This is a genomic window from Flavobacterium hankyongi, assembly GCF_036840915.1.
In the GTDB taxonomy this organism is placed as follows: Bacteria; Bacteroidota; Bacteroidia; order Flavobacteriales; family Flavobacteriaceae; genus Flavobacterium; species Flavobacterium hankyongi.
The window spans coordinates 620,236-641,887 of the sequence record NZ_CP085725.1 but is presented as its reverse complement, the minus strand read 5'-3'; the positions used below and the strand labels follow the sequence as shown (position 1 = coordinate 641,887).

Genomic DNA, 21,652 nt, shown 5'->3' with positions numbered 1-21,652 from the left:
ACGCTCTAGCCAACAGGCAATGTGCTTGATGTGCGGTGGGACAAAAACCATGACAGTAATTTTTTTAGGAGCGTTGGCAAGGAGTGGCAATAAGAGTTTATTTTATAACACCTTAAAATTTTATACTTTGTATTTTAAATTAATCATCAAATGATGTATAGTAGTGTTTTTTCCGTGGAATGTCATTCCAATTTTAATTGCAGATGCTTTATAATTGAATTCTTCTGTTAAATCTTTGGTTTTGGAGGAGTCAATTTCAAAATCTGTTGGATAATTTAATTTTGGTAATGTCTCTTTCAAATACTTTTTCCATTTATTTTCAAAATTAGAAGGTAATCCTAAATTGTAAATAAGTATTATAAGATTCTCTTTTTGATGATGATAATTAAATATTTTCTTGAGATGTGATTGTGTGGTTCTGATATCACGATATATAAATGCTTCACATACTAATATGGCTTCATTATTGCTGTTTTGAATCACGATATCTCTTTCTCCTAGATTTAGTCCTTTTCCTGAAAATGCTCCTCGAGTTTGGTCTTTAACGACCCAACCAAATACACTAAATCTGGACTCTAAAGAAACTTGAACTAAATCATTATATTTATCTTCATTTTTAATCTCATCAATTGCTAATATTTTATCTAAAGCCTTATTTATTGCTATCGCAAACTCCTTGGTAATAAACTTTCCTATATCAATCTGTCCATTTAATTTTTCTGGAAAAATTTTAATTAGGGTTTGCGGTTTTTTGGAGAAAATTTCATTATAACTTGCTTTTAAAAGTTCAATATTACTTTTATCATCAACTAAGGAAGATAATTCATTTATAAAATCAAGATTACTACCATCAGAGAATTTATGATATTCTTTAACTTTGTTTAAATAATAAATAGCTTCCTGTTGCTTTATTTGGTACAAAAACAACTCTATTCTCATTCTAGCAACTTCTTCCATCATTTGATAAGGATCTGGCAAACTTAGAAATAGTTGTTCAAACTCATTAACGTTTTTTAAGTGATAATAAACAGTCAATTTATTCACCCATACTTTGTCTATTATGGACTCTATTGATTGTTCAGAAAGATTCTTTCCAGCATCTTCCCATTCTTCTAAAGCTTCATTTAGTAATTTATTTTTAATAATAATATCATCCTTTTTTGTTGCCAAATTAATTTTTGCTGCAAAACGATTAATGCACACTGAAGAACTTTCCTTAAATTGATTATAAAGCTTATCAAATATTTCATAAGCTATTTTCGGTTTATCTTCAAAATGAATTAGTCCAATAAAAAACTGTTTATAATGATACGGTTTAAAACCTCTGACTTCAAATGCGTTCTGTCCTGGTTCTTCTAACTTGTTGATTTGCTGTATATCTTTTTGATTGTATGCTAACATTAAACGTACAACAAATGAAGCTTGTTTATATTTTATTTCATTACGCTTAAAAGTTATATTTTTCTCCCAATAATCTAATGCTTCTTCTGTCTGTTCAATTAATTCTTTATAATGAGACAATTTTGATAATGTCAATTCAATTTCAGGTATCCAGCTTTGAGATTCGAAAAAATCAATAATTTTAGCTTTTTTAATTCTTTCAATTATTTCTTTTTTAATTCCTTCTGAGGTAACCCAATCTAGAATTATTAATAAGCGCAATAAATCACTTGTATCTATTAAGATGCTGATTACTTTATTTTTATCACCAAACCAATTAATTGCTTGTGCTACTTGAGGTAATAATTCCTCTTCTTTTGAAGCTCTAAATATCTTTTGCTCAAATGATGAGCTTAGAATATCTATTTTTGAAGGTTTACCAGCTACTGCATATTGCTTTAGTAAGTCAAGTATATTTTGCTCAATACTGATTTTGATATCTTTTAGCTTATCATATATCAGAAAGTATTCTGCTTTATTAGTAGTCATTCTTTTTAGAAGAGTGAGCAATACAAACAAATGAGTACAAATTTTACTCGCATTAAATCTATTTTCTTCGTCATATTCGTGCTCAGCCTTTTTTAATTTAATTCTAGGGGATAAGAATTCTTTTAGCTTTTTTGTATCATTTAATAAAGCTATTGGATAAATCCAGTCTATGAGATTTAACCTTTCATTTCTTTCCGCCCAGCTAGGTAAGCCTTGTATAATATTATTTGATGGAAAATCTTTTTTTTGAACAGATTTTTGTTCAATTTTATTTAAATATATTTCTTTAAAATAGTCAGATAATACTTCTCGAATATCTTCAATATCCTGAATTTGTTTTTCATATTTACTGTAAATAATACATTTCGATAGCCAACTTAAACCATCTAGTGCTAAAATTGGAAATTGAATAGTGCCATTTAAATATACAATGGGGTCTTCATAATTTTTGAATATTTCGATTAGATCAGAAATTATTTTTGGTAACAAGAATTCAGATGAAGGACTATATGTATCAAATCCATTAACACGACAATCTTCAATAGTTAAAATTAGTAGTTGTTCTTTTTTCTTTTGATATTCTCTAATTTCATATACATCTTCTTCTCTGCTAATATTTATTAATGATTCGTATTTATTTTTGTTTATTTCTTTATAACATTGAAATATGATAAGTGCAATTTCTTGATTTATATGTTTTTGACTTGAAAGTATGGAATTTAAACATAATTTTATACTATCTTCAATGAGTTTAAGTTTTATATTCCTGTCAATTTCTCCAACTGAACTTTCAATTTTTACTTTATCAATTAAATTGAAAGCCAACGAAGCAAATTCTGAAACTTCCAGTAAATAGGGAATTATAGTAGGTTTATCTTGAACTAAAAAATGGCAAGTCTCCCATAGTAAATATGGTTTACCTAAGCTATTTTTTAAAAGAGATTTTACTAAAGGGTAATGTTCAATTTTTACCGAATCACTACTTCCTGTATTAGAAAAAGGGGTATCACAACAAACAATTGTTTTAATTAAGAATGCTAAATCGTTACGAACCTCCTGAACATAAAATAAATTTCCTTGATGTTTCTTTGAAATAAAACGCATCTGTTCATACAATTCGTAATAGTCAGTAGACGGTTTCAGAGCTTCTTCAGTTAAGTCTATGCCCCCTTGAAAAGCATACCTAGAGCCAATACTTTCATCTATATAACATTTAAAGAACTCATTTTCTACTCCGATAACATCTTGTTCTTCAAGAATTAGTTCTAATGCTGATTTTATAAACCGATTTTTAGATTCTTTGGTAATATGTTTGTAAAAATCAGACCAACTATTTTCCCAATAAAGCATCTTTTTTACAAATATTATGACTCTCTCTTTGTCATCAGGAATTTTATCATCACCTATTAAATCTTCCCAAACAAATCCACCTATCTTATCACATAAAGTATCCCAATATGACACTTTACAATTGTAGAAATCAATATAATATTTGTTATCAATCTCTCTAATAACTTCCTGTTCTTTTAAGTCATCAAGACTTGGAGCTTTTATAAAATATGATTTATGTGCGGTGTGTATAGCATTAAAGTTATCCTTTGATATTTCCAAACCTTTATAGGGATATTCCAGTTTATTTTTTTTTAATTTGTAAAGAAATCCAAACTCATCCCAGTTATCTAATAATACTGAATAGTAAACAATATTACCAATATCTATAGCCTCATCAGATTTCTTATTTGTTTTTATCCATTTTGAATTAAGCCAATCCTCGTCTAAATTGACATTGTTTTCTATTTTGTATTTTGCTATAAACTTTTGATACTCTGTTTTATTTATTGTCTTTGTTTGGTAAGTTTTATATACTTCTCTAACAAAGAGCAATTCCTCTTTGTAGGATTGATTTTTTTCAAAATCATAAATTACTTTTCTAACAGCATCGGGAATATGTATTATTCCTAATATCTCACGGAGCCAAAATTTATTAAATAATGAATCTATATCAATAGAGACATTGTTTTCAGTTTTATATTTTTTAGAGAATTTTTCAACATCCTCTTTTGAGCAATAATTTTTTGGGATTACTGTTTTAACTAAGATTTTAGCAAAAAAGATTGAAGCATTCCAATTTATATCTTCGTGTAGAGCTTTATCATTTCTATTATAATTCCTATCTATTTCAAAAGGTTTTATTATATTCTGAATCCTTTCGATTTTTTCCTTGTTTTTGTAATACATTCATCTAAGTATTAAAATTTCTATTTATCAAACAGACCATAAGTTTTTTCCATAAGTTCTTTTGGAACTTCTCTTAATTTTTTCAAATCAACCTTGTTATCCAGATAATGTCCGAAAGGTATAAATGAATTTTTTGAAGCTTGTAGAGCATCTTCTTCGCTTCTGTATTTTTTTCCCTTTACAGTGAAGTTGATATAATCATTACCATATTCATTCAATACTTCTTCTAAGGATAGTTTACGACCAGCAAAAACTTCTTTATGAAAGATCAATGTATCTATATCAATAAGGATTAAAGGTTTTATATTGGAAATATTGAATCCTTCTTTTTCCAATTTATCTAATTCTTTCTGAAACCAAAAATTAATCCACTTATTTAGTCCTGCAGTATTAAATATTCTATAGTGTAAAATCAATACAGGGTATACAATTACATTTTTAGTACTATAGTTAAAATCAAATTCTAGTTTTTTAGAAAGTATTTTTCGAATATTATTTATAATCTGTAAGACAGCCTTTGGTTTACCTTCTTCATTTTTATATAGTTTAATAAACAGTTCTTTCTCAATTTCTCTGAAATCAGATGATTGTTTAGCTATAGCATTTATTAAAATGTCCTTGGATTCAAATAAAAATATTTTCTTTCCATTTCGAACATAATAATCAGGTGCACCGTCATATTGTGCATCCAGTTCATCTCCATTTTTTTGAAAATATCTCTTACCAAAATATTCTTTTAAAATTTTATGCAGAATATATTTTTCAGAAAAATCATAGGTTTTTAATCCATATAAATCTTTTACTTTTTTCTCCTTAGGAAGTCTGTCATTGATATGTTTAAATTTAAAATACAAACCATTTCCAATTAACTCAAGTACAAACAATGGAGATATCAATCTAAAAGTATTTTCATCAAACCTGTACATTGGAGCTGATCTGATATTTCTGAAATCAAAATCTTTAAGTAATTTAGATTCTTTAATTGAAAATTTATTAAGAAAGGAGATACTTGATTCTTTACCATCATTTTGAGTGATATTGATATCGGTATGAGCCTCTTTTCCTTTTTTCAGGACAGCAATCTGTATGGGTAATAATCTTTTTATGTATTCCTGATAGTTGGAAATATCATATTCTTTGTATAATTCCTTTAATAATTCTTTAGTATCATTTCTTGATTCTAAGAATTCGAAAAATGATATCGCTCTTAATACCTGAGTTGTAAAAACTTTTTTGACATCATAGTTTACTAAATCTGAATTATTCAAGAATAATCCTAAACAATAGGCAGTTGCATATTTTGAAGCATTTTCTTTCAAATATTCTAAGCTATTATTTAAAATAAGTGTTCTTTCGGTAGTATGGAATTTATTGAATAACAAATAAGCTTTAAAAACCCGTATCTCAATTTCCTGATGTGTATAGTTTTTAGTTATTCCATACTCTTTATCGAAAGCATTCTCAAAGAAAGACAGACTACTTGATACATAAGGAAAAGAATAACTGTCTATTTCCCATTTCGTTTGTTTTATAAACTGATCTAAACCTGAAAGTACTTTATGGAAAAATTCTTGATTTTCCTGAGAAAAGTACATCTTTAAAAACTCTAAAGGATTTTCGTATTTAGAATTTTGTGAGAATCCTAGAAGAAAAGTGCCAAACTTTAATAAGAGATCTTTATCAATACCATCGAGATATTCATTTATTACTTTTGGTTCCTCATCAGGAAAGATGTCATTAAATGTTATTACTATTTTTCCAGTTAGGTTCATGATTCTTTTTGAAGGATATTGATTAATGATTTTTTAAACGGATTATTTTTTACTTAATAAAAATTTTTTCTCTATGAAATTTAAGTGCAACTGTACTTATCTCATAATTTAAAGGAAGTGAAATCGTTTTTTCAGAAATCGCGTTCAACCAATTTTGAGTTTGTAAACTCAATTCATCTAATTTTGAAGTAATGATTACTTCAAACTTGTCGTTTAGTGTAAAATATCCCTTGTCAAATAAACTATCATATAGAGTAGAAAAGCAAAGACCATTATGAGGTGATAATCTTGTCTCAATTTTAGCTGCCCAAGGAATAATATGACTTGCTACTAATAAATCATTTTCTGTAACTCCTGTTAGACAACATTTGAATTCAAAATTTTTTAGTACTTTTTTTCGGAAAGTGGATTGCTTAATTCTTATTTGTATTTCTCTTTTCGCGTTTTCTATTGCATAGTCATTAGTGCCTTCTGTACTTATAATTAAAGGTTCAATAATTAACGAAATAGGCACGCTATATCTGTGAGCAATATTAAGCTTCACACCTGTATTACTTAATGAAATCTGATGATTGATAATATTTCCGATCCACCGTCTTCTTCCTTCACTCTTAGCAAAATTGTTTTCAAGTAAAAGGTGCTTTAATTCCTCAAAAGGAATTATATAAAAATCAGTTTCAATATCCTCATCTCCATAAATAATAATATTGAAATTATCACTTGTCAGATCCCTATAATGGTTAATTCTTCCCTCTGATAAATCAAGCCAATAATTAGTTTTCGAATCTGCTTTTCTTACATAGTTATTTATGGCGAGCTGATTCCTATTTTCTTTTACCCAGTTCATAATTATATAGCAATACCAAAATTTACTCTTAAAAACTCACCCACTACTTGTCTTGCCATACCAACATATTCTTCTTCTGGATTTAAAAACTTTTTTAAACCTTCCATCTCTCTTTTTAAGATTCGCTCAAAGTAAAATTTTTTTGTTGTGTCAGTAGATCCAATAATATCATTATAATTTTCAGTTGCCTCTTTCACTCTTTGTATTTGTGCTTGCATTTCAATAAGTTTCTTTTCCCGAGATTGGACAAGATACATTCTTTGTAAAACATAAACGTCTATTGATTTTTTAGCCTTGATACTTTCGTTTCCATCAGCATCTTTTTTAGGACGTATAACGCCTTCATCACCATATTCTAAATGATCTTCCGGATTATCAATACATGGATTTAATAATAGTCGATACGGTTCTTCATCTGCAATTCCATTAACATTATCATGTATACGTACATATTTCGTTATATCTGACAAAGGGAATTGGTTCATTTTCCCCATTGTCTTTTTTGTTCCTATCCCGTACATGGAATGAGATAGCTTTTGATTACAATTTCTACAAGACAACAACAAGTTATCCCAATCTGCTGCTAGCCAATAATAACCTGGTTTCTTATCTGGAGTAGCTTCTTCAATTTCTCCTTTAGGGCGAAAATGCTCGACATCCCCAGAATAAACGTGCAGAAATGTGCTTTCACAATAGGCACATTTTCCTTTGAATAGCTTTATTAAAGCATTTTTTACCTCAGAATCTGAATATATTTTAAACTCGAAATTAGTCGTTCCATCAAAAGTAGGAGCAGTGTAATGTTCAATCGCTCTTTCTGTTTCTGTTTTACCTGCTCTGTTTTTTTTATCTAACGCAGATGGTTTTGGCACTTGAGATCTATCAACTTTTATCATAATGATCTATTTTTTAGTGTCCAAACTTTTCCATATACTCTCGACTCGTTTCAGTGCCTCTGCTTCTAAGTCTTTTTTTATTTTTAATCCATCTTCTCTTGTCTTTCGAGCAAGTAATTCATCAATTACATAATAAGTAAGTTCTTCACGTTCTGTATCTCCCAAATGTTTAATTCGAGGAATAATTTGGCTTAGATCTAAAAGACGATTTTTTTGTTCTTCACTTCTTTCTTTTTCTTCCAAAGCAAGAATTGCATAATATTCATCAAAAAGTCTTTCTGTTTCAGGATCTATAGTACTTTTTAATCCAAAAAAATCGGAAGTCAATATCTGATCTACTCGTAGTTCGCTTGGGTCTGGCAACTCCGTTAACGCTATTACTTCATTTTCTTGATTTTTAGTAAGTACAACAGTTTCTCCGGCTCTTAATCCTCTCAAACAAAGTGGTTCATGAGTTGTTACTACAAAACGAATTTTAGGAAAAGCTTTTCTTAAACGTGTAACCACTTCCATTCTCCAACGTGGATGCAAATGAGTGCCTATTTCATCAATAAGTACCATTCCTTCTGCTAAGTCAAATGTTACATTTTCTCCCGCTAAAGTAGCCATAATGTCAACTGCCAAATAGAAGATTGATCTATAGCCATCACTTAGTTCATCAATGGAAAAAATATCACCATTCCTATTTATTACTGGTTGATTTTTTATAATACTTATAGTGTCATCATTTTCCAGAAGCATTAAATCTTTTAGTGATATTGCTACTCGATCAAAAGCATTTTTATCTTTCTTGAATAATTTGACTAGCCAAGTGTCAGCATCTATTAAAGAAAAAGTATAATCAAACAGGTTTTTGGCTTTAGCTCCATAGAAATCTCCTTTTTCAGGCTGAATTTTTCCTTCTTTAGGATTTAAGCGTATGGAGTTATAGGCTACAATGTTAACAATAGGTTGATGTAATGTAGTTTTAATTTCTGTTTTGTTAAAAGTTACCTCTATAGGTTGTTTTGCACCTACAAGATGTATTCGAATAAATCCATTTCTTGCTCTATGCTTTAAAAGGTCTTTTCCTTTTAGCTCTAAACTTTTTATATATCCATCTCCTGTCAAGCCAATTACAAAAGCTTTCAATAATGAACTTTTTCCAACACCATTTTCACCAAGAAATAATAGCCAAGGTTCATTTTTAGTAAGAGAATCAGAATTATTGTTAAATTCTAATTCTAAGGAAGAGAAACACTTAAAGTTTTTCAATTCTATTTTTTCAACATATATATGTTTTATTTCATCGATGTTAAGGGATTGATTAATTCCTTCCTTATCTTCAAAACTTAGTTCAACTTTGTTCGCAAATTTTTCTATATCCTCTTCTAAAAAATTTAAGGGTTTTCCTTGTAGAATTTCAAAATCTTGAAATATTTTAAAATCCCGGTTATTCAAATAATCATTTATACCTGCATCCTTAAATAATTTAGTGAGTATTTGTCTTTGAATAGCTAAATATGGTTTACTCGAATCATTACTAAAAATACTTCCCCAAGATTTAACCATTTTATTAATAGCAGTCATATTTTCTTCAGGAGTAGAAAATAATTTAGAAAAATGTTCCCATTCTTTTTTAAGTTCTTGTATAATTTTTCCTCTTGCTTTTACTAAGTCAGCCCGATTTAGCTTAATAATTTCAATTGTTGTTTTCCCCTTAGAAGTAAGAAAATCTACTTCACCTTGTTCATTATAAATTAAATGTTCTTCTGGTTTATCAAAGCACGGATCTACTAACAAAGCTTTTTCATGATATATAACTTCTTTGTAGGGAGTATTTAATGGTATTCTTTTTCCCTCTACTGGAAACCATGTTGATTTATATTGATTACATAAAGTACAGCTCAGATAAATATTATTCCAATCATAAGTTAACCACCAATAATGATCTGTTGAAAATTCCTTGTCCAATCCTCGGGCTCCTCCTTTAGGGCGAAAATGATCATATTCTGACCTTGAAGTTTCGAGAGGTATCACTGATTCACAATAAGCACATTTCCCTTTAAACACTTCTCGCAGTGCTTCAAGAAATTTATTTCTTAATTCTTTTTCAAAGGGTTGTGAGTATTTTTGCTGAGATCTGCTCTCTTTTGATTTTATATAAAACTCTTCTAGTCTTTTTTTCGCTATTTCGACTTCCTTTGAATAAAAAACCTCAGGTACAGGAATACTATTTCTTTCTACGTAAATCATCTTGTATGTTTTTTAGCAAATTTTTCTAGGATGCTTGAGCTAGGATGACTAGATAGTGAGATGAGTTTATTAGCTAAAGCTACTGGCACTATTGAATTATCATACATATCGCATCTTAGCTTTTCTATATTCCAGAGTATTGTGTCCAAATTTTTAAAATCATCTTTTTGCGGGTTTAATACTATATTTTTATTTTCAACAGGAAGCGTGACAACATATATTCTTTCATCTCTTGATTTAAAGATAATCTTCGAACTATAATATGAAGTATGTGCATAGGGATCAGGATTGTCTGAAGAGCCGGGTAAAATATAGGAATAAATGTGCTTATTATTAAGCAATAAAGCTTCTCCTGGCTGTAATAGCTTTTTGATTTCATCTGCATGTTCCACAAATGCTCCTGATTTTTCTAAACCAGCCAAAAACAAGTTATGATGTTTGAAAAGATAATTACATAGTTTTCTAACATGTTTATGTGTATCGGCAGTTTGTCCAAAGAATGCTAATGGACCATCTTTAATAAAGAAAAATTTATCCAACCATTTCGGTTTGGTTTCTTTAATATATTTGATTGTATGTATAATATTTATTTGTTCGATTAGGTTAACCAAGTAGCCAAGAATTCCACCAGCTCCGAGTTCATCATCTATCACTTCATGCAACCTAAAATAATCAGTTATATATAATATTCCATCACATTCAGGACACTTCGTAATGTAGTCATCATTGAAATTGGAACGTAGAATATCCTGATTTGCTTTTTTACAATATGGACAAATGGTCAGGTTAAAACTATCCTCTGGTTGGTCGAATAAATTAAAGATTAGCCAATAAGTTGTCGAAAGCAAATTACTTTTTTCTTCTCCTTTCTTTTTAAAGTATTCGTAAATAGTACTACGAACAGAATGAGTTAAAGTAATATTGCTATTATATGAAACGTTTTTTGTTGGAAGTACTAATTTGCTTCTTTCTAAGTCTTTAAGTGCTGACATTGATTCTCTAGAAATAAACGGCATTTCGGAAATGTTATTTAAATCTTCGGTATTTAGAAAGATCTCTCCAAATTGGAAGAATGTTATCAATGAAGAAGGAAATGTTTTCTTTACCGGAATAGTAGCGTAACCACCATCCATTGCGATAATATGTTCAATTGGATTTTCATCCGGATATTGAACTTTAATAATAAGAGACCTATCCAATTCTACTTCTTCAGCAGATTTGGGATATTCGCAATTTTCCAAAAATGATTTAACATCCTCATCATTTATAATAAATGAGTGTGACGATTTACTAGCTAACTCATCAGGACGCTTACCTGTTCTACTACTATATGCCATAACATTTATTTTGAAGAGGTTTAAACTGAAAATTTATCAATCTTTACTGGTACAACAAAAGGATTAGAGTAGGTTTTCATTCTCACAAAACCTTTGTCGTTTTTCGCACTGAAACGAATTAATGCATCCGCAAAATCATCAAAGTCATAATATTTTCTGAGTTCCCTTATCTCATCCTCATTGTTTAGATGAGCTATAAACCAATTCTGTGTATTTTTTAATATACTAGAACTTATTGAACTTACTTCTTGTGTAGCGTATATCATTCCCAGATTTAGTTTTGCTCCTTCTTTAGCAATTCTATTATATATTTGACTTAAATCTTTATCGTCTTTTTTTGGAAATAAATTATGAGCTTCTTCAAAGTAGAATTGAATAAAGTTATTCGGGAGACTGTCTGTAAATCTAGACATTGAATCTGAAAATATCTTTTTTGATATTCTTTCAAGAAATACTTCTTGAAGTTTAGGGTCTCCTTGTGATAAATCAATAATTACAATACCTCCTATTCTTAAATGCCTAGATATATCAACTTCAAAAGAATTATCGGTTGTATTTGTATGCATTTTTGCAACTTTTTTAAATTTGTCAAATCCACTTACAGAACGACCATCTTTCTTTTGAGTTAAAAATACCATAAGTGATTTCATTTCATCTGAAAACCAATCTTTACCATTTTTTCTTTTATAATCTGTAAAAACTTTATCATTTGTGTTTTCCCAAGCACATAAGAACCAATTTTCTGCTTCATCCAAAGGAATACCTTTCTCGATATCTAACTCTTTGTATTTTTCAGATACTAATTTTTTTATTGATGCATCTGCTTTAAACTTTACTTTACAATTTGTTGAAGGCTTAAAGCCTGCTTTATTTAAACAACAGAAATAGATCGCTTTATTTTTATTGTATCTAGTCCATTCATCAAAATGTTCTTTGTCCAATGGGGGCGGGGTGAAATCTAATACTTTTAAACTTGTAATGTAATCTCCTTTTTCATCTTCCAAAGAAGCACATATATAGTTAAACCCAGTTACAATATCCTTGTAAAAATTCACTTTCATTATTTTAAAGTCTGGATCACTTTTTTCTAAAATACTATATCTAATAGTATTTTGTTTATATTTTTCAAATATTGCAGTTCCCTCATCTTGTAAATTTTTATTTGCATACTCTCCATTTACATCAAAAATTAACTGCCCTACTGAATATTTAGGAGCCCCATTAGTATCAAATGATTTTAGATTTTCCTCAATAGTATCAGGAGATTTAGAAGGCAAGATGGCTGTAGCTTTACCCGATATTTGAGATGTAGCTTCAATAATCTTTTTAACTGTATTAGACTTACCTGTTCTGGTCATTCCAAAAAGAGCTGTCCTTTTTCCCAGTAGATCAGTTGGGTTAATATAAACTTCTGCTTTGTCTTCTTCATTTTTGCTTTGAAATCTGAGACTGGAACTGTACTGTACGTGTCCAATGGAAAATTCATTATCATTGCCAGGAATAATATCAGGGGAATCTCTTTGGTTAACAATATAACCTAAAACATCTTTATTGACTTTATAAACACTATAATGATGAGCAGAATAAAAATTTTCTAAGTCTGCACCAAATTCTACATTGGTTCCATTTCTATAGAATGTTCCTAACACACGGCATTCTAGTCCTGAAAAACTAAACTCATAACGTGTAAAATCATCCAATTTAGAGTTTTTACCAGAAGTAGGTAAATTGTCTTTATAATATTCTATCATCGAACTTATCATTGCACTATCTGTTGGCAACTTGGCTGGTGCCAAAGCTCTTAAAAGAATTGCTTCTTCAACAGTTTCTTCGTTATCATAAAATGCTAATAAAAAAGTTCCTTGTGCTATCCCTTTAACTCTTTCTTTATCATCATCACAAACAAGAATACTAGCTTTATTATAATCAAGAGAAAAAGGATGTCCTACAAAAAATTCAGGTTGTTTTCCTTGTTTTAAAGGATCTACAGATGCAAGTTGTTTTATTCTATCTGTTGTTTTCATACTTTCATTTTTTTCAGAGGTGATTTTAATAAAGGATCACTAAAACGAATACAAGCTTGTTCAATATAATCTTCCTTAACTTCAAATGACATCCAATTTCGATTTAATTTTTCAGCACAATATCCTGTAGTATTACTTCCAGAGAATGGATCCAAAATCAAATCATCTTCATCTGTAAGAAATTCTATGAAGAAATTAACTAAGCCTCCAGACATTCTTGCAGGATGTGGTTTTATGTTTTTTTCTCTACACATTTTCAGATAATAATCATTGGAACTCGTGTTAGAAAAGCTAAGGACACTGTGCGGTAACCTTACTTCTCTATTATCATCAACTTGTTCTAATTCAAAAAAGTTATGTGCTATACTACCACCATTATCTTTTAAAAATCCAGTCTCACTAATATTATGCTCAGAAGGTCTCTTTCCTGCATTATATTTTTGCTTTTTTAACAGGCTTTGCATACTCTTACTATAAGGTCTAAGCACTTTACTATTATCCGCTTTAGGAAAGTCATTTTTAGCTATCCACCAAACGTGTGTATAACTATCTACTGTTCTTAATCTGTTAACTGTAACCCATTGAGCTGGTGACGGTAATTTTGAAGGATTGTAACATATAAATTCTTGTATTAGCCTTAAATTAGCTTTAGGATGTTTTACAAGACCAAATAAGCATTCTAAATGTAATAATGATTGTACTGGTCTTTCAGGCTCCCAAGCATTTCCAATTTCAATGACTAGAGATCCATCTTCTGTTAATAAATCAGAAAAGATTGGAGCCATATCTATAAACCATTTTAAGTATTCTTCTCCTTTTTCATTTCCATATTGTTTTTTATTATTTAATGGAAAAGGAGGTGAGGTGATAATTAAATTTACTTTACCTTTTAATTCTTTCTTCATTTTACCGCTCAAAAGTTCTATTGAATTACCTTCAATAATTTTTCCTTTATCGGTTTGATATTTAATATTAATCATCCTGTTACTTTATTAGAAAGCTTTAACCCAGTAATAAAAAGCTTCCGGGTTGTTCTTTTTTAATTTGTTTAGTTTGTTGTATTTTGGGTCTTCAATAATCCAATCTTTTATTTCTAAAGGATTATTAAACCTTTCGGTTTTTATTTCTTTTTCGGCTTGTAATAGTTTGGTGAGATAAGCTACTTTAGCTGCTGCTGTTATAGCTTCGTCTATGTTGAATCGGTCAATTGTGAAGTTGATAAAGTTTCTGATCCCTAATTGTAGATGATTAAACTCTTCTGATTTTATATCGCGTTCTGCTAATGTATAGCAAGCTTGCCAAGTGTCTTCTAAAACTTCAGTTGCTGTTATGTTTAATTTTCTGAAACCAATTTCTTCCTGGACTACTTTGTTGAAGCTGTTTTTTACTACAGTTAAGTCACTTATGTTGTCGAATAGAAATGCGATGTCGTATAATTGTTTTATGATTTCTACTGGACGGTTTTTACTGTAAAGTATTCCAGTTGTTTTGGGAGCGAATGCGGTTAGTTTGTCGCCCAAAATGGCATCAAAGGTGGGCATTGTGATTATGTTATCTTCTCCCGAAGTGGAAATCCAATTGTGTTTTATAGGTAGTTCCTGAATTTGAGGATAAGGATTTGGTGTATAGAGCAGGTCCAATAAAATAGGTTCGACATTACCATCTACTACGCTTTTGTAATAGGTTTTGAAATGTCCGATTGGTGCATCGGGTGTATGTTTTCTATGGTTGTCGTCTTCCCAATCCAGGAAGATTTTTTCCTCCACTATTTTTTGTAAAACGGCTATTATTTCTTTTTCAGAATGTTCTGTTATGATATCGATGTCGATTGAGAATCGTTTTGGTTTTTCAGTAGCCAACAACAATGCTGTACCGCCTTTGAATGTAAAGTTTAACCCTTCTATTTTTAATTGCTCCAATAGTGTTAGTGCCCAAATTACTTTTTCAATTAATTTGGGATCAATGCGTTTTCCTAATTTGTTTCTTAAGTCAAGAATCCAATCTAATGTGTGACTTTCGTTGTTAATCATCGTTTGTATATTATTGGCAAAAAACCATCTATTTTGCCAAACTTATATTTATCAATTTTTCTACTTCTGTTTCTCGATTTCTTCTTGCTGCATATCGTTTCATTTTTGATTCGTTGATGTCGTATTTGTTAAAGGCTGATTGGTAAATAAAATTTAATTCTCCTTGTTGTGCGGCAAAAAGGGTATCATCAATTACTATATCGACTAATATTTTTTCAAGTGTTGGGATAGTCAAATCATTAGTTTTCGAAATGGGTGCTTCAGAATATAAGTTTTTTACAATAATTACATTGTCTAATACACTTATGTATCTTTCGAAGAAAATTTCGTCCGGGTTTATAAAGGTATTTTGAAAAGAAGCGTTCAGTTCATTAAATACTTGTTCTGTAGCCACTTTTTCGATTTCAACGATTGTAAAATTTTTAAATGGTTGGTGACGCATCAAATCGTTTAACCAAGAGCTATTCCAAACACAATAGTTAACGAATGGAAATCCTTTGTGAATTCTACTGGCTATTTTTTTTAATTGTTTGTCAATTTTTGGTGTGAATAATTGGATTTTTCCAACGGTATATATTCCTCTGGAGATATTGTCTATCACGCCATTTTTTTTTAGTTTATACAAGTAGGCGTTAATGGTATTATCTGACCAAGTGGGAAAATCGTTTTTGAGTAATTCCATCAAATCTTCCTTTGATAACACTTCTTTGTTATCAAAATATTTTATTATATGATTTTCAACAGTTTTCTCCAATTTTTATTAATTTGTAGTAAATGTAATAAAATATTTTTAACAAATATAATTTTGGCAAAAATAGTGTGATTTTGCCAAAGTTATATGATTTGATTTTGTCCCAAATTTGGTCAAGAATTGGGACAAAAAATTATATCGCAATCTACTTATTTATGTTTCATAGTTGCATTGTGAGGTTTAAACTCACTAAATTGATACATAGCATAATTAATCAGTAAAGTTTTGGCATTAAAACATCTTTACTGCCGAAACTTAATCGTATTCAAAGGAGTCAATAAAAAACTTTAAATTGTATAATTCAAGTACACCATCCTCTTCTAAATCTTCGTTTTTTAGTTGGTCAATTTCGATAAAGGATAAGTTATTTGCAAAGGACTTTTCTCCGATTAAATGCTCAATATGAACATAAACAGCTTCTCGAAGTCTTGGGTTGTCTTTATGGGCGATGTAGTTTTTGAGTAATACTTTTATTCCTAAATCGGTTGGTTTGTTTGGGTTTTCTAATGGGATGAAATACATTTCGCTTATTTTTAAACTGATACCGTAATATTCTAGTGGTTTGTCGGTGCCGTTTTCGTATTTGGTAAGGTTAGTTTCCGGCTGGAGGAATGCATTTATTTTCCAACGTTTTACAACTGGTGCATGATGAACTAGTAATTCTACTTCTTTGAAGAGGTAAGGATTTCCATTGGCCGTGATAATTAATTCGGCTTCGGATTTCTTGTTTTTAATAATGAGGTCTAGGTCTTTGTTGTATTTATGGAGTATTTCGATTAGTTTGTCGAAATGGTTTTTTATTTCTTCTTTTGGAATTTCGTTTAGGAGTAGGAAAACGAAATTGTTTTGTTGGAAGTGGTTCCAGAAGGAGGTTATTTGGTTCATTTGGCTATTCGTTTATTCAGTTATTTGAAAGGTTCTCGATACAATTTTGCAAACAAAATCACTCGAACTGACGTTAGCGTTTATCAGGTGTTGATTTATCGTATGCAATTAAATTTACCATTTACTCACGCTTTGTTATTGTTTTTTTTTGTGTTCGTGATTATGCAATTTATTTACGCTTGTCTTTAGCTTCATTGTCGAATGCTATTAAGTTGCATAATTCACGTAAACGGCTTCTAACTCGATTGCCATACTGTTTTTCTATTTCTGTGGCTGATAGGTTTGTGGTGATGTGGGTTTGTAGTTTTTTTGAAATGAATAGATCATATCTGCTTAATAGAATTTCTGCCATTACGTTGCATTCGTTGCCGTAATATTTTAGGTTGTTTTCTGTACCAAGATCATCAAAGCATATTGTTCGTGGGTCTGCTTCGTAGAGTTTGCCTTTGCTGTATTTATGAATTATTTGATAACCATCCTGGATGAATTCAAAGCTTATATCTCTACACGGTTTAACGAAAAATTTATGTTCTGTTGCTGTTAGGTATTTCATTAAGTTCATGAGTGAGGTTTTACCGCATCCGATTGGTCCGGTTAGTAATATTCCCTTGTTGAGGTTTATGCCGTATTGAAAACATGTTGGTTCATCCTTCAGGAAATAAGCGATTAGTTTATACATAATTGGGTAATCAGTTTCTATTATTTTGAAATGATTGCCGTATAGTTCAACTCCTTTAGCTTCGAGCCAATTGATTACTTCGGTGTAGCTGTAGTGTGATTTAATTTCTTTTTCCATAACTAAAATTTTAACCGCAAAGTCCGCAAAGATTAACGCAAGGTTCGCAAAGGATGAGATGCTGAAACAAGTTCAGCATGACAAGAATGCTATAGCGGTTCTGAATAGTCTTTGTCTGTTGTTGTGTTGAGTTGTTTTGTCCTGTTAGGTTGTTCTGCATTTGAAATGTATTTTGGTGCGTTAATCATCCAATTTTGTGCTGCTGCCTGCCAATCGGCCATTGGTGTTTTGCCACCGACTAACCAACCAACACTTTTGAAGTAATTGAAGAATTTTAGAGCTTCTTGTTCAGGAAAGTTATTTTCTTGAAAATAGGTTTTGACTTCTTCGATTGTTGGTTCTAACTTTTCTTCTTTTTTCGTGGAACTTTTTTGCCAACTATTTTTTATTTGATTCTCATCGGAGTTGGCGAATACAGAATTTTCATTCTGCATTTCTTCTTTTTCTTTTTTCGCGAAACTTTTTTCTTTTTCTTGAGTTTGGTTTTTTAAATTGGAATTATTTATTTCTTCAAAATTTTTTGTGTGCTTTTCCAAGTTTGAAACGTTTTTATCGTTTGAAATGTTTGTATTGTTTATATAGTTTATTGAAGATACTAGTGCTTGTTCAGTAGCTGTCTCGGTAGTAGTCTTAGTAGTTGTTTTGTGCTTGTCTAGAACCTGTCCAGTATCTAGTGAAATTTTTTTAGTGGTGTTATCTTTTTTTTGAACTGGCTTTAAGTCTTCTGAAAAATTGAATAAAATTACCATACTGCCTTTATACGGGTTAAATGATGGTTCGTACTTTATATACTGCTTTTCGTTTAGTTCTCGCATACATTTATGGTATGTAGCTTTGGAACATATTTTACTAATTCGCATCATTTCATCCCTTGTAATACTGATTGGATTTTTAAAACGGTTCACATTCCATGCTTGGAAAAGTGCTATGTATAAACTTATATGTGTTGGGTTTAGTTCCCGGTCTTGAATGATACGGTCGAAGAAACCCGTTAGGTGTTTGATGTAGTTCATTTGAAAGTATTAAGAATGGAGTATTAAGTATTAAGACAAAAACCTGTCTTTCGTCAAGCCCTGGATTTAAGTTCAGGTTGACAAAATAGTAGTTACTTAAAAAGAGTAGGTAAGGCATTTACTTTGTTTCCCTGAAGGAGTTTTTCAATGTCTGCATTATCATAATACATGATGCCACCAACTTTTGTATAAGTTAGTGTTCCATTGATTCTTAAATTTTGTAAAGTACCAGGAGAAATGTTTAACAGTTTACGGACTTCTTTGGATTTGAGCCACTGTTTTGCCTGTTGAGGTTTGGTATGAATGATTTCTTTTAAATCATTTAGAAGAAGGGTGCGGAATTCGTTTAAGTCTTCGCGAGTGATAATTTGGATTTCCATAACGTTTATTTTAAATTGTTATGGTACAAAATTGTAGCGTTTGATTCGATTTAAATCACAAGTTAATCACAAGTTGTGAATGATTTTATTCGAAGTATTGTATTTGTTGGTATTACAGCAAGTCGTCTGTGTTTTCCATTCTTTTTACTAATTTTTCTTTTAATGCGTTTAAGAATTTAGTTTGGTCGGATTTACGCATTCTAATTTCAAGGAAAGCCCTGTGATACTGACCTAAATTGACATTAAAGATACTTTCAAAATATTCTGCAATATCTTTTAAATCGGAGGTACCATTGTTGAACACACCTTCGGTATGCAAAGCATACAAAAGCTCAATTAATGCGACTTTAGCACCTGTCCAATTTTGTTTCACCTTGGGATTGACTTGTGATTTTTCTTTTGGTTCTCTATTTTCCATCATTAGAAGCTTATCTTCTAAATAGACTTGAATTAAATCGTGTGCCATAATTTTAGCCACTTTAAAGTCGTGTGAAGTAGAAAAAGTGCGATCAGCTTCAAAATAAAAGCTGTCTAAAGTTAGCTTAATATCAAATTTACCTCTTGTAAAATACTTGTGGTCAAGATAATTACTGCCAGTTCGGTAATACTTGTAAAAATCTAAATTGTTATCAAAATACCTTTTTAGTTTTTCTAATTCATTGTTTAGATACTTTTTTATAATGCGTTCGCCTCCATGTGGTTTTTTAGTTTCTATTTTGTAGATTGCGTTATAATAAATTAGTTTTGATGTAAACTTTGGTTTTATGTTTTTGAAAAAATCAATTTCTATTTCTTGGGATTTGCTTTTTTCTTTTTCGAAAATAAGTTTCAATTTTTCAATTGAATTTACAATAATGTTTATCGCACTTTCACTCCTAAGAATTGGATCGTCAATTTCTAAATCGGTAAAATTTAATTGTTCATTTAACTTTGATAGTAGTTGTGTGGCTTTATTGTTCAACTTATACTTTGTTTGAAAGATTAGTTTAGTGAACCGTACTTACATCGTGATTTTTATTTCACTTATCACCAAATTTGATGTTGCGGAGGCAATAATTCCTTTAGAGCTAAACATATTTGCTTTTACATTGATTATTGATTTACCTTTTTTAATAACACTCGTTTTTACTATGACTGTATCTTCTTCTTTCGCCGCACTAAAAAATTCAACATTTATATTAATAGTAGGAAAGAAATTATCAGTGCCTAAAATCATAAAGTTTACACCAATACAATCGTCAAACATCCCACAAATAACACCACCGTGAAGCGTTCCTGCCGGATTAGTCATCTCTTTTCGTACTTCAAATTGAAATTCAACAGAATTTTCATCAACAGCAATCACCGTCCCATTCAGCCATTTGGCAAATGGGGACGGACTTCCTGAAAATGGTCTTCCAATAAAACTTTGTAGTAGTTGAAGTCTTTTATTTTCCATTTTACTTTTAATTTAATTTTCCAAAAATTCTTCTTCTGCCATAGCATTATTTAAAAACACTCCTGTATTATTTCCTGTTGATACAGCATATGATACAGCACGAAGAGGATTAGTACTGTCACCACAAGCGAATATATTATCTACTGTTGTTTTCTGAAACGCATCTACTTTGATAAGCCCTTGTTCGGTCAATTCACAACCCAATAATTCGGGGATTTTACAGTGCTGTTCAAAAGGAGGTCTTGAGTAGATAGCTTTTAATTGAAAAGTTGAATTGTCAGAAAAAATTATTTCTTCAACTTCTCCGTTTTGGTGTTTCAATGAGGTAATTTCTTTTTCAACAATTGAAATATTGTGTCTTTTGATTTCATCAGTTTGCTCTTGTGTCAATTCTGATTTGCCATTAGTAAATATTGTCAAGTCTTTTGTCCAGTTACTAATGAGTCGAGCCAGATGAAATGCACCGTATCCATTTGCAAAAATTCCTGTTTTTTGATTTTTCACTTCATATCCGTGGCAATAGGGACAATGAAGAACTGAAATTCCCCAACATTCAGAAAATCCCTTGATGTTTAGCATTTTATCTTTTAATCCTGTTGCAAAAATGAGCTTTTTAGCTGAAAATACTTTTCTTGACTGTGTTGAAATCTCAAATCCTTTATCAGTTTTTGTTCCATTAACAGCAAGGTCAGTTATGAATTTTACTGTATCGTATTGCAACACTTGCTTTTTTGCTTTTTCTGCAATAACGCTTGGTTTTTCTCCGTCTTGCGTAATGAAGTTATGTGAATGTGGTGTTTGTCTATTACAAGGCAAACCGCTATCAATAATTAGAACGTTTCTTAATGATCGTCCCAAAGCCATTGCTGCTGAAAGCCCTGCATAGCTTCCGCCAACAATGATTACGTCAAAATTTTTGTTATCTGTCATATTGTTAAAATTTGAAAATGTTATTAATGGAAAAGGTAAAGCTAAAACTGATAAAGCAAGACCACCTTGTTTAATTAGTTCTCGTCTTGATATTTCTTTCGATTCAACCATCTTGTTTTTAGATTTATAAATTATTTGATGGGCAGAATAA

The 21,652-nt window shown here is 30.4% G+C and carries 17 protein-coding genes; all 17 read right to left on the bottom strand.

The window, feature by feature from the left end:
- Positions 1-120 precede the first annotated feature (120 nt).
- Positions 121-4,167, bottom strand: a complete 4,047-nt coding sequence (locus LJY17_RS02970; RefSeq protein ID WP_264542369.1) for a hypothetical protein — start codon at positions 4,165-4,167, stop codon at positions 121-123.
- Positions 4,168-4,187: 20 nt separating this feature from the next.
- A complete protein-coding gene (locus LJY17_RS02965) occupies positions 4,188-5,939 on the bottom strand; it encodes a hypothetical protein (RefSeq protein ID WP_264542368.1) in 1,752 nt (583 codons plus the stop codon).
- Between the two features lie 49 nt (positions 5,940-5,988).
- Positions 5,989-6,786, bottom strand: coding sequence for an HNH endonuclease (locus LJY17_RS02960; protein WP_264542367.1), 798 nt, complete (start codon positions 6,784-6,786; stop codon positions 5,989-5,991).
- A gap of 2 nt (positions 6,787-6,788) precedes the next feature.
- A complete protein-coding gene (locus LJY17_RS02955) occupies positions 6,789-7,682 on the bottom strand; it encodes a retron system putative HNH endonuclease (protein WP_264542366.1) in 894 nt (297 codons plus the stop codon).
- A gap of 6 nt (positions 7,683-7,688) precedes the next feature.
- Positions 7,689-9,917 (bottom strand): AAA family ATPase, encoded by a 2,229-nt coding sequence (locus tag LJY17_RS02950; RefSeq protein ID WP_264542365.1) that lies wholly within the window; start codon positions 9,915-9,917, stop codon positions 7,689-7,691.
- Entirely contained in the window at positions 9,914-11,254 is a 1,341-nt protein-coding gene (locus LJY17_RS02945; protein WP_264542364.1) for a hypothetical protein, read from the bottom strand. Before LJY17_RS02945 ends, LJY17_RS02950 begins: the two co-directional genes overlap by 4 nt.
- Positions 11,255-11,274: 20 nt before the next feature.
- Entirely contained in the window at positions 11,275-13,278 is a 2,004-nt protein-coding gene (locus tag LJY17_RS02940) for an ATP-binding protein (RefSeq protein ID WP_264542363.1), read from the bottom strand.
- Entirely contained in the window at positions 13,275-14,258 is a 984-nt protein-coding gene (locus LJY17_RS02935; protein ID WP_264542362.1) for a DNA-methyltransferase, read from the bottom strand. Before LJY17_RS02935 ends, LJY17_RS02940 begins: the two co-directional genes overlap by 4 nt.
- A 12-nt stretch (positions 14,259-14,270) precedes the next feature.
- Entirely contained in the window at positions 14,271-15,308 is a 1,038-nt protein-coding gene (locus LJY17_RS02930) for a nucleotidyl transferase AbiEii/AbiGii toxin family protein (protein WP_264542361.1), read from the bottom strand.
- 28 nt (positions 15,309-15,336) lie between these two features.
- Positions 15,337-16,062: a winged helix-turn-helix domain-containing protein gene (locus tag LJY17_RS02925; RefSeq protein WP_264542360.1), complete on the bottom strand. Its 726-nt coding sequence runs from the start codon at positions 16,060-16,062 to the stop codon at positions 15,337-15,339.
- A 252-nt stretch (positions 16,063-16,314) separates the two neighbouring features.
- Positions 16,315-16,944, bottom strand: coding sequence for a hypothetical protein (locus tag LJY17_RS02920; protein WP_264542359.1), 630 nt, complete (start codon positions 16,942-16,944; stop codon positions 16,315-16,317).
- Positions 16,945-17,113: 169 nt separating this feature from the next.
- Positions 17,114-17,740 carry an ATPase gene (locus tag LJY17_RS02915; RefSeq protein WP_264542358.1) on the bottom strand — a complete coding sequence of 209 codons (627 nt, stop codon included), beginning with the start codon at positions 17,738-17,740 and terminating at the stop codon, positions 17,114-17,116.
- An 89-nt stretch (positions 17,741-17,829) separates the two neighbouring features.
- The gene (locus tag LJY17_RS02910) at positions 17,830-18,753 is read right to left on the bottom strand and encodes a transcriptional regulator (protein WP_264542357.1); all 924 of its coding nucleotides are present in this window, start codon (positions 18,751-18,753) and stop codon (positions 17,830-17,832) included.
- Positions 18,754-18,845: 92 nt separating this feature from the next.
- Complete coding sequence (locus LJY17_RS02905; RefSeq protein WP_264542356.1) at positions 18,846-19,133, bottom strand: helix-turn-helix domain-containing protein; 288 nt, start codon at positions 19,131-19,133, stop codon at positions 18,846-18,848.
- A 112-nt stretch (positions 19,134-19,245) separates the two neighbouring features.
- Entirely contained in the window at positions 19,246-20,094 is an 849-nt protein-coding gene (locus tag LJY17_RS02900) for an RteC domain-containing protein (RefSeq protein WP_264542355.1), read from the bottom strand.
- 39 nt (positions 20,095-20,133) lie between these two features.
- A complete protein-coding gene (locus LJY17_RS02895; protein ID WP_026713535.1) occupies positions 20,134-20,571 on the bottom strand; it encodes a PaaI family thioesterase in 438 nt (145 codons plus the stop codon).
- Between the two features lie 12 nt (positions 20,572-20,583).
- Positions 20,584-21,612, bottom strand: coding sequence for an NAD(P)/FAD-dependent oxidoreductase (locus tag LJY17_RS02890; protein WP_264542354.1), 1,029 nt, complete (start codon positions 21,610-21,612; stop codon positions 20,584-20,586).
- Positions 21,613-21,652: the final 40 nt, after the last annotated feature.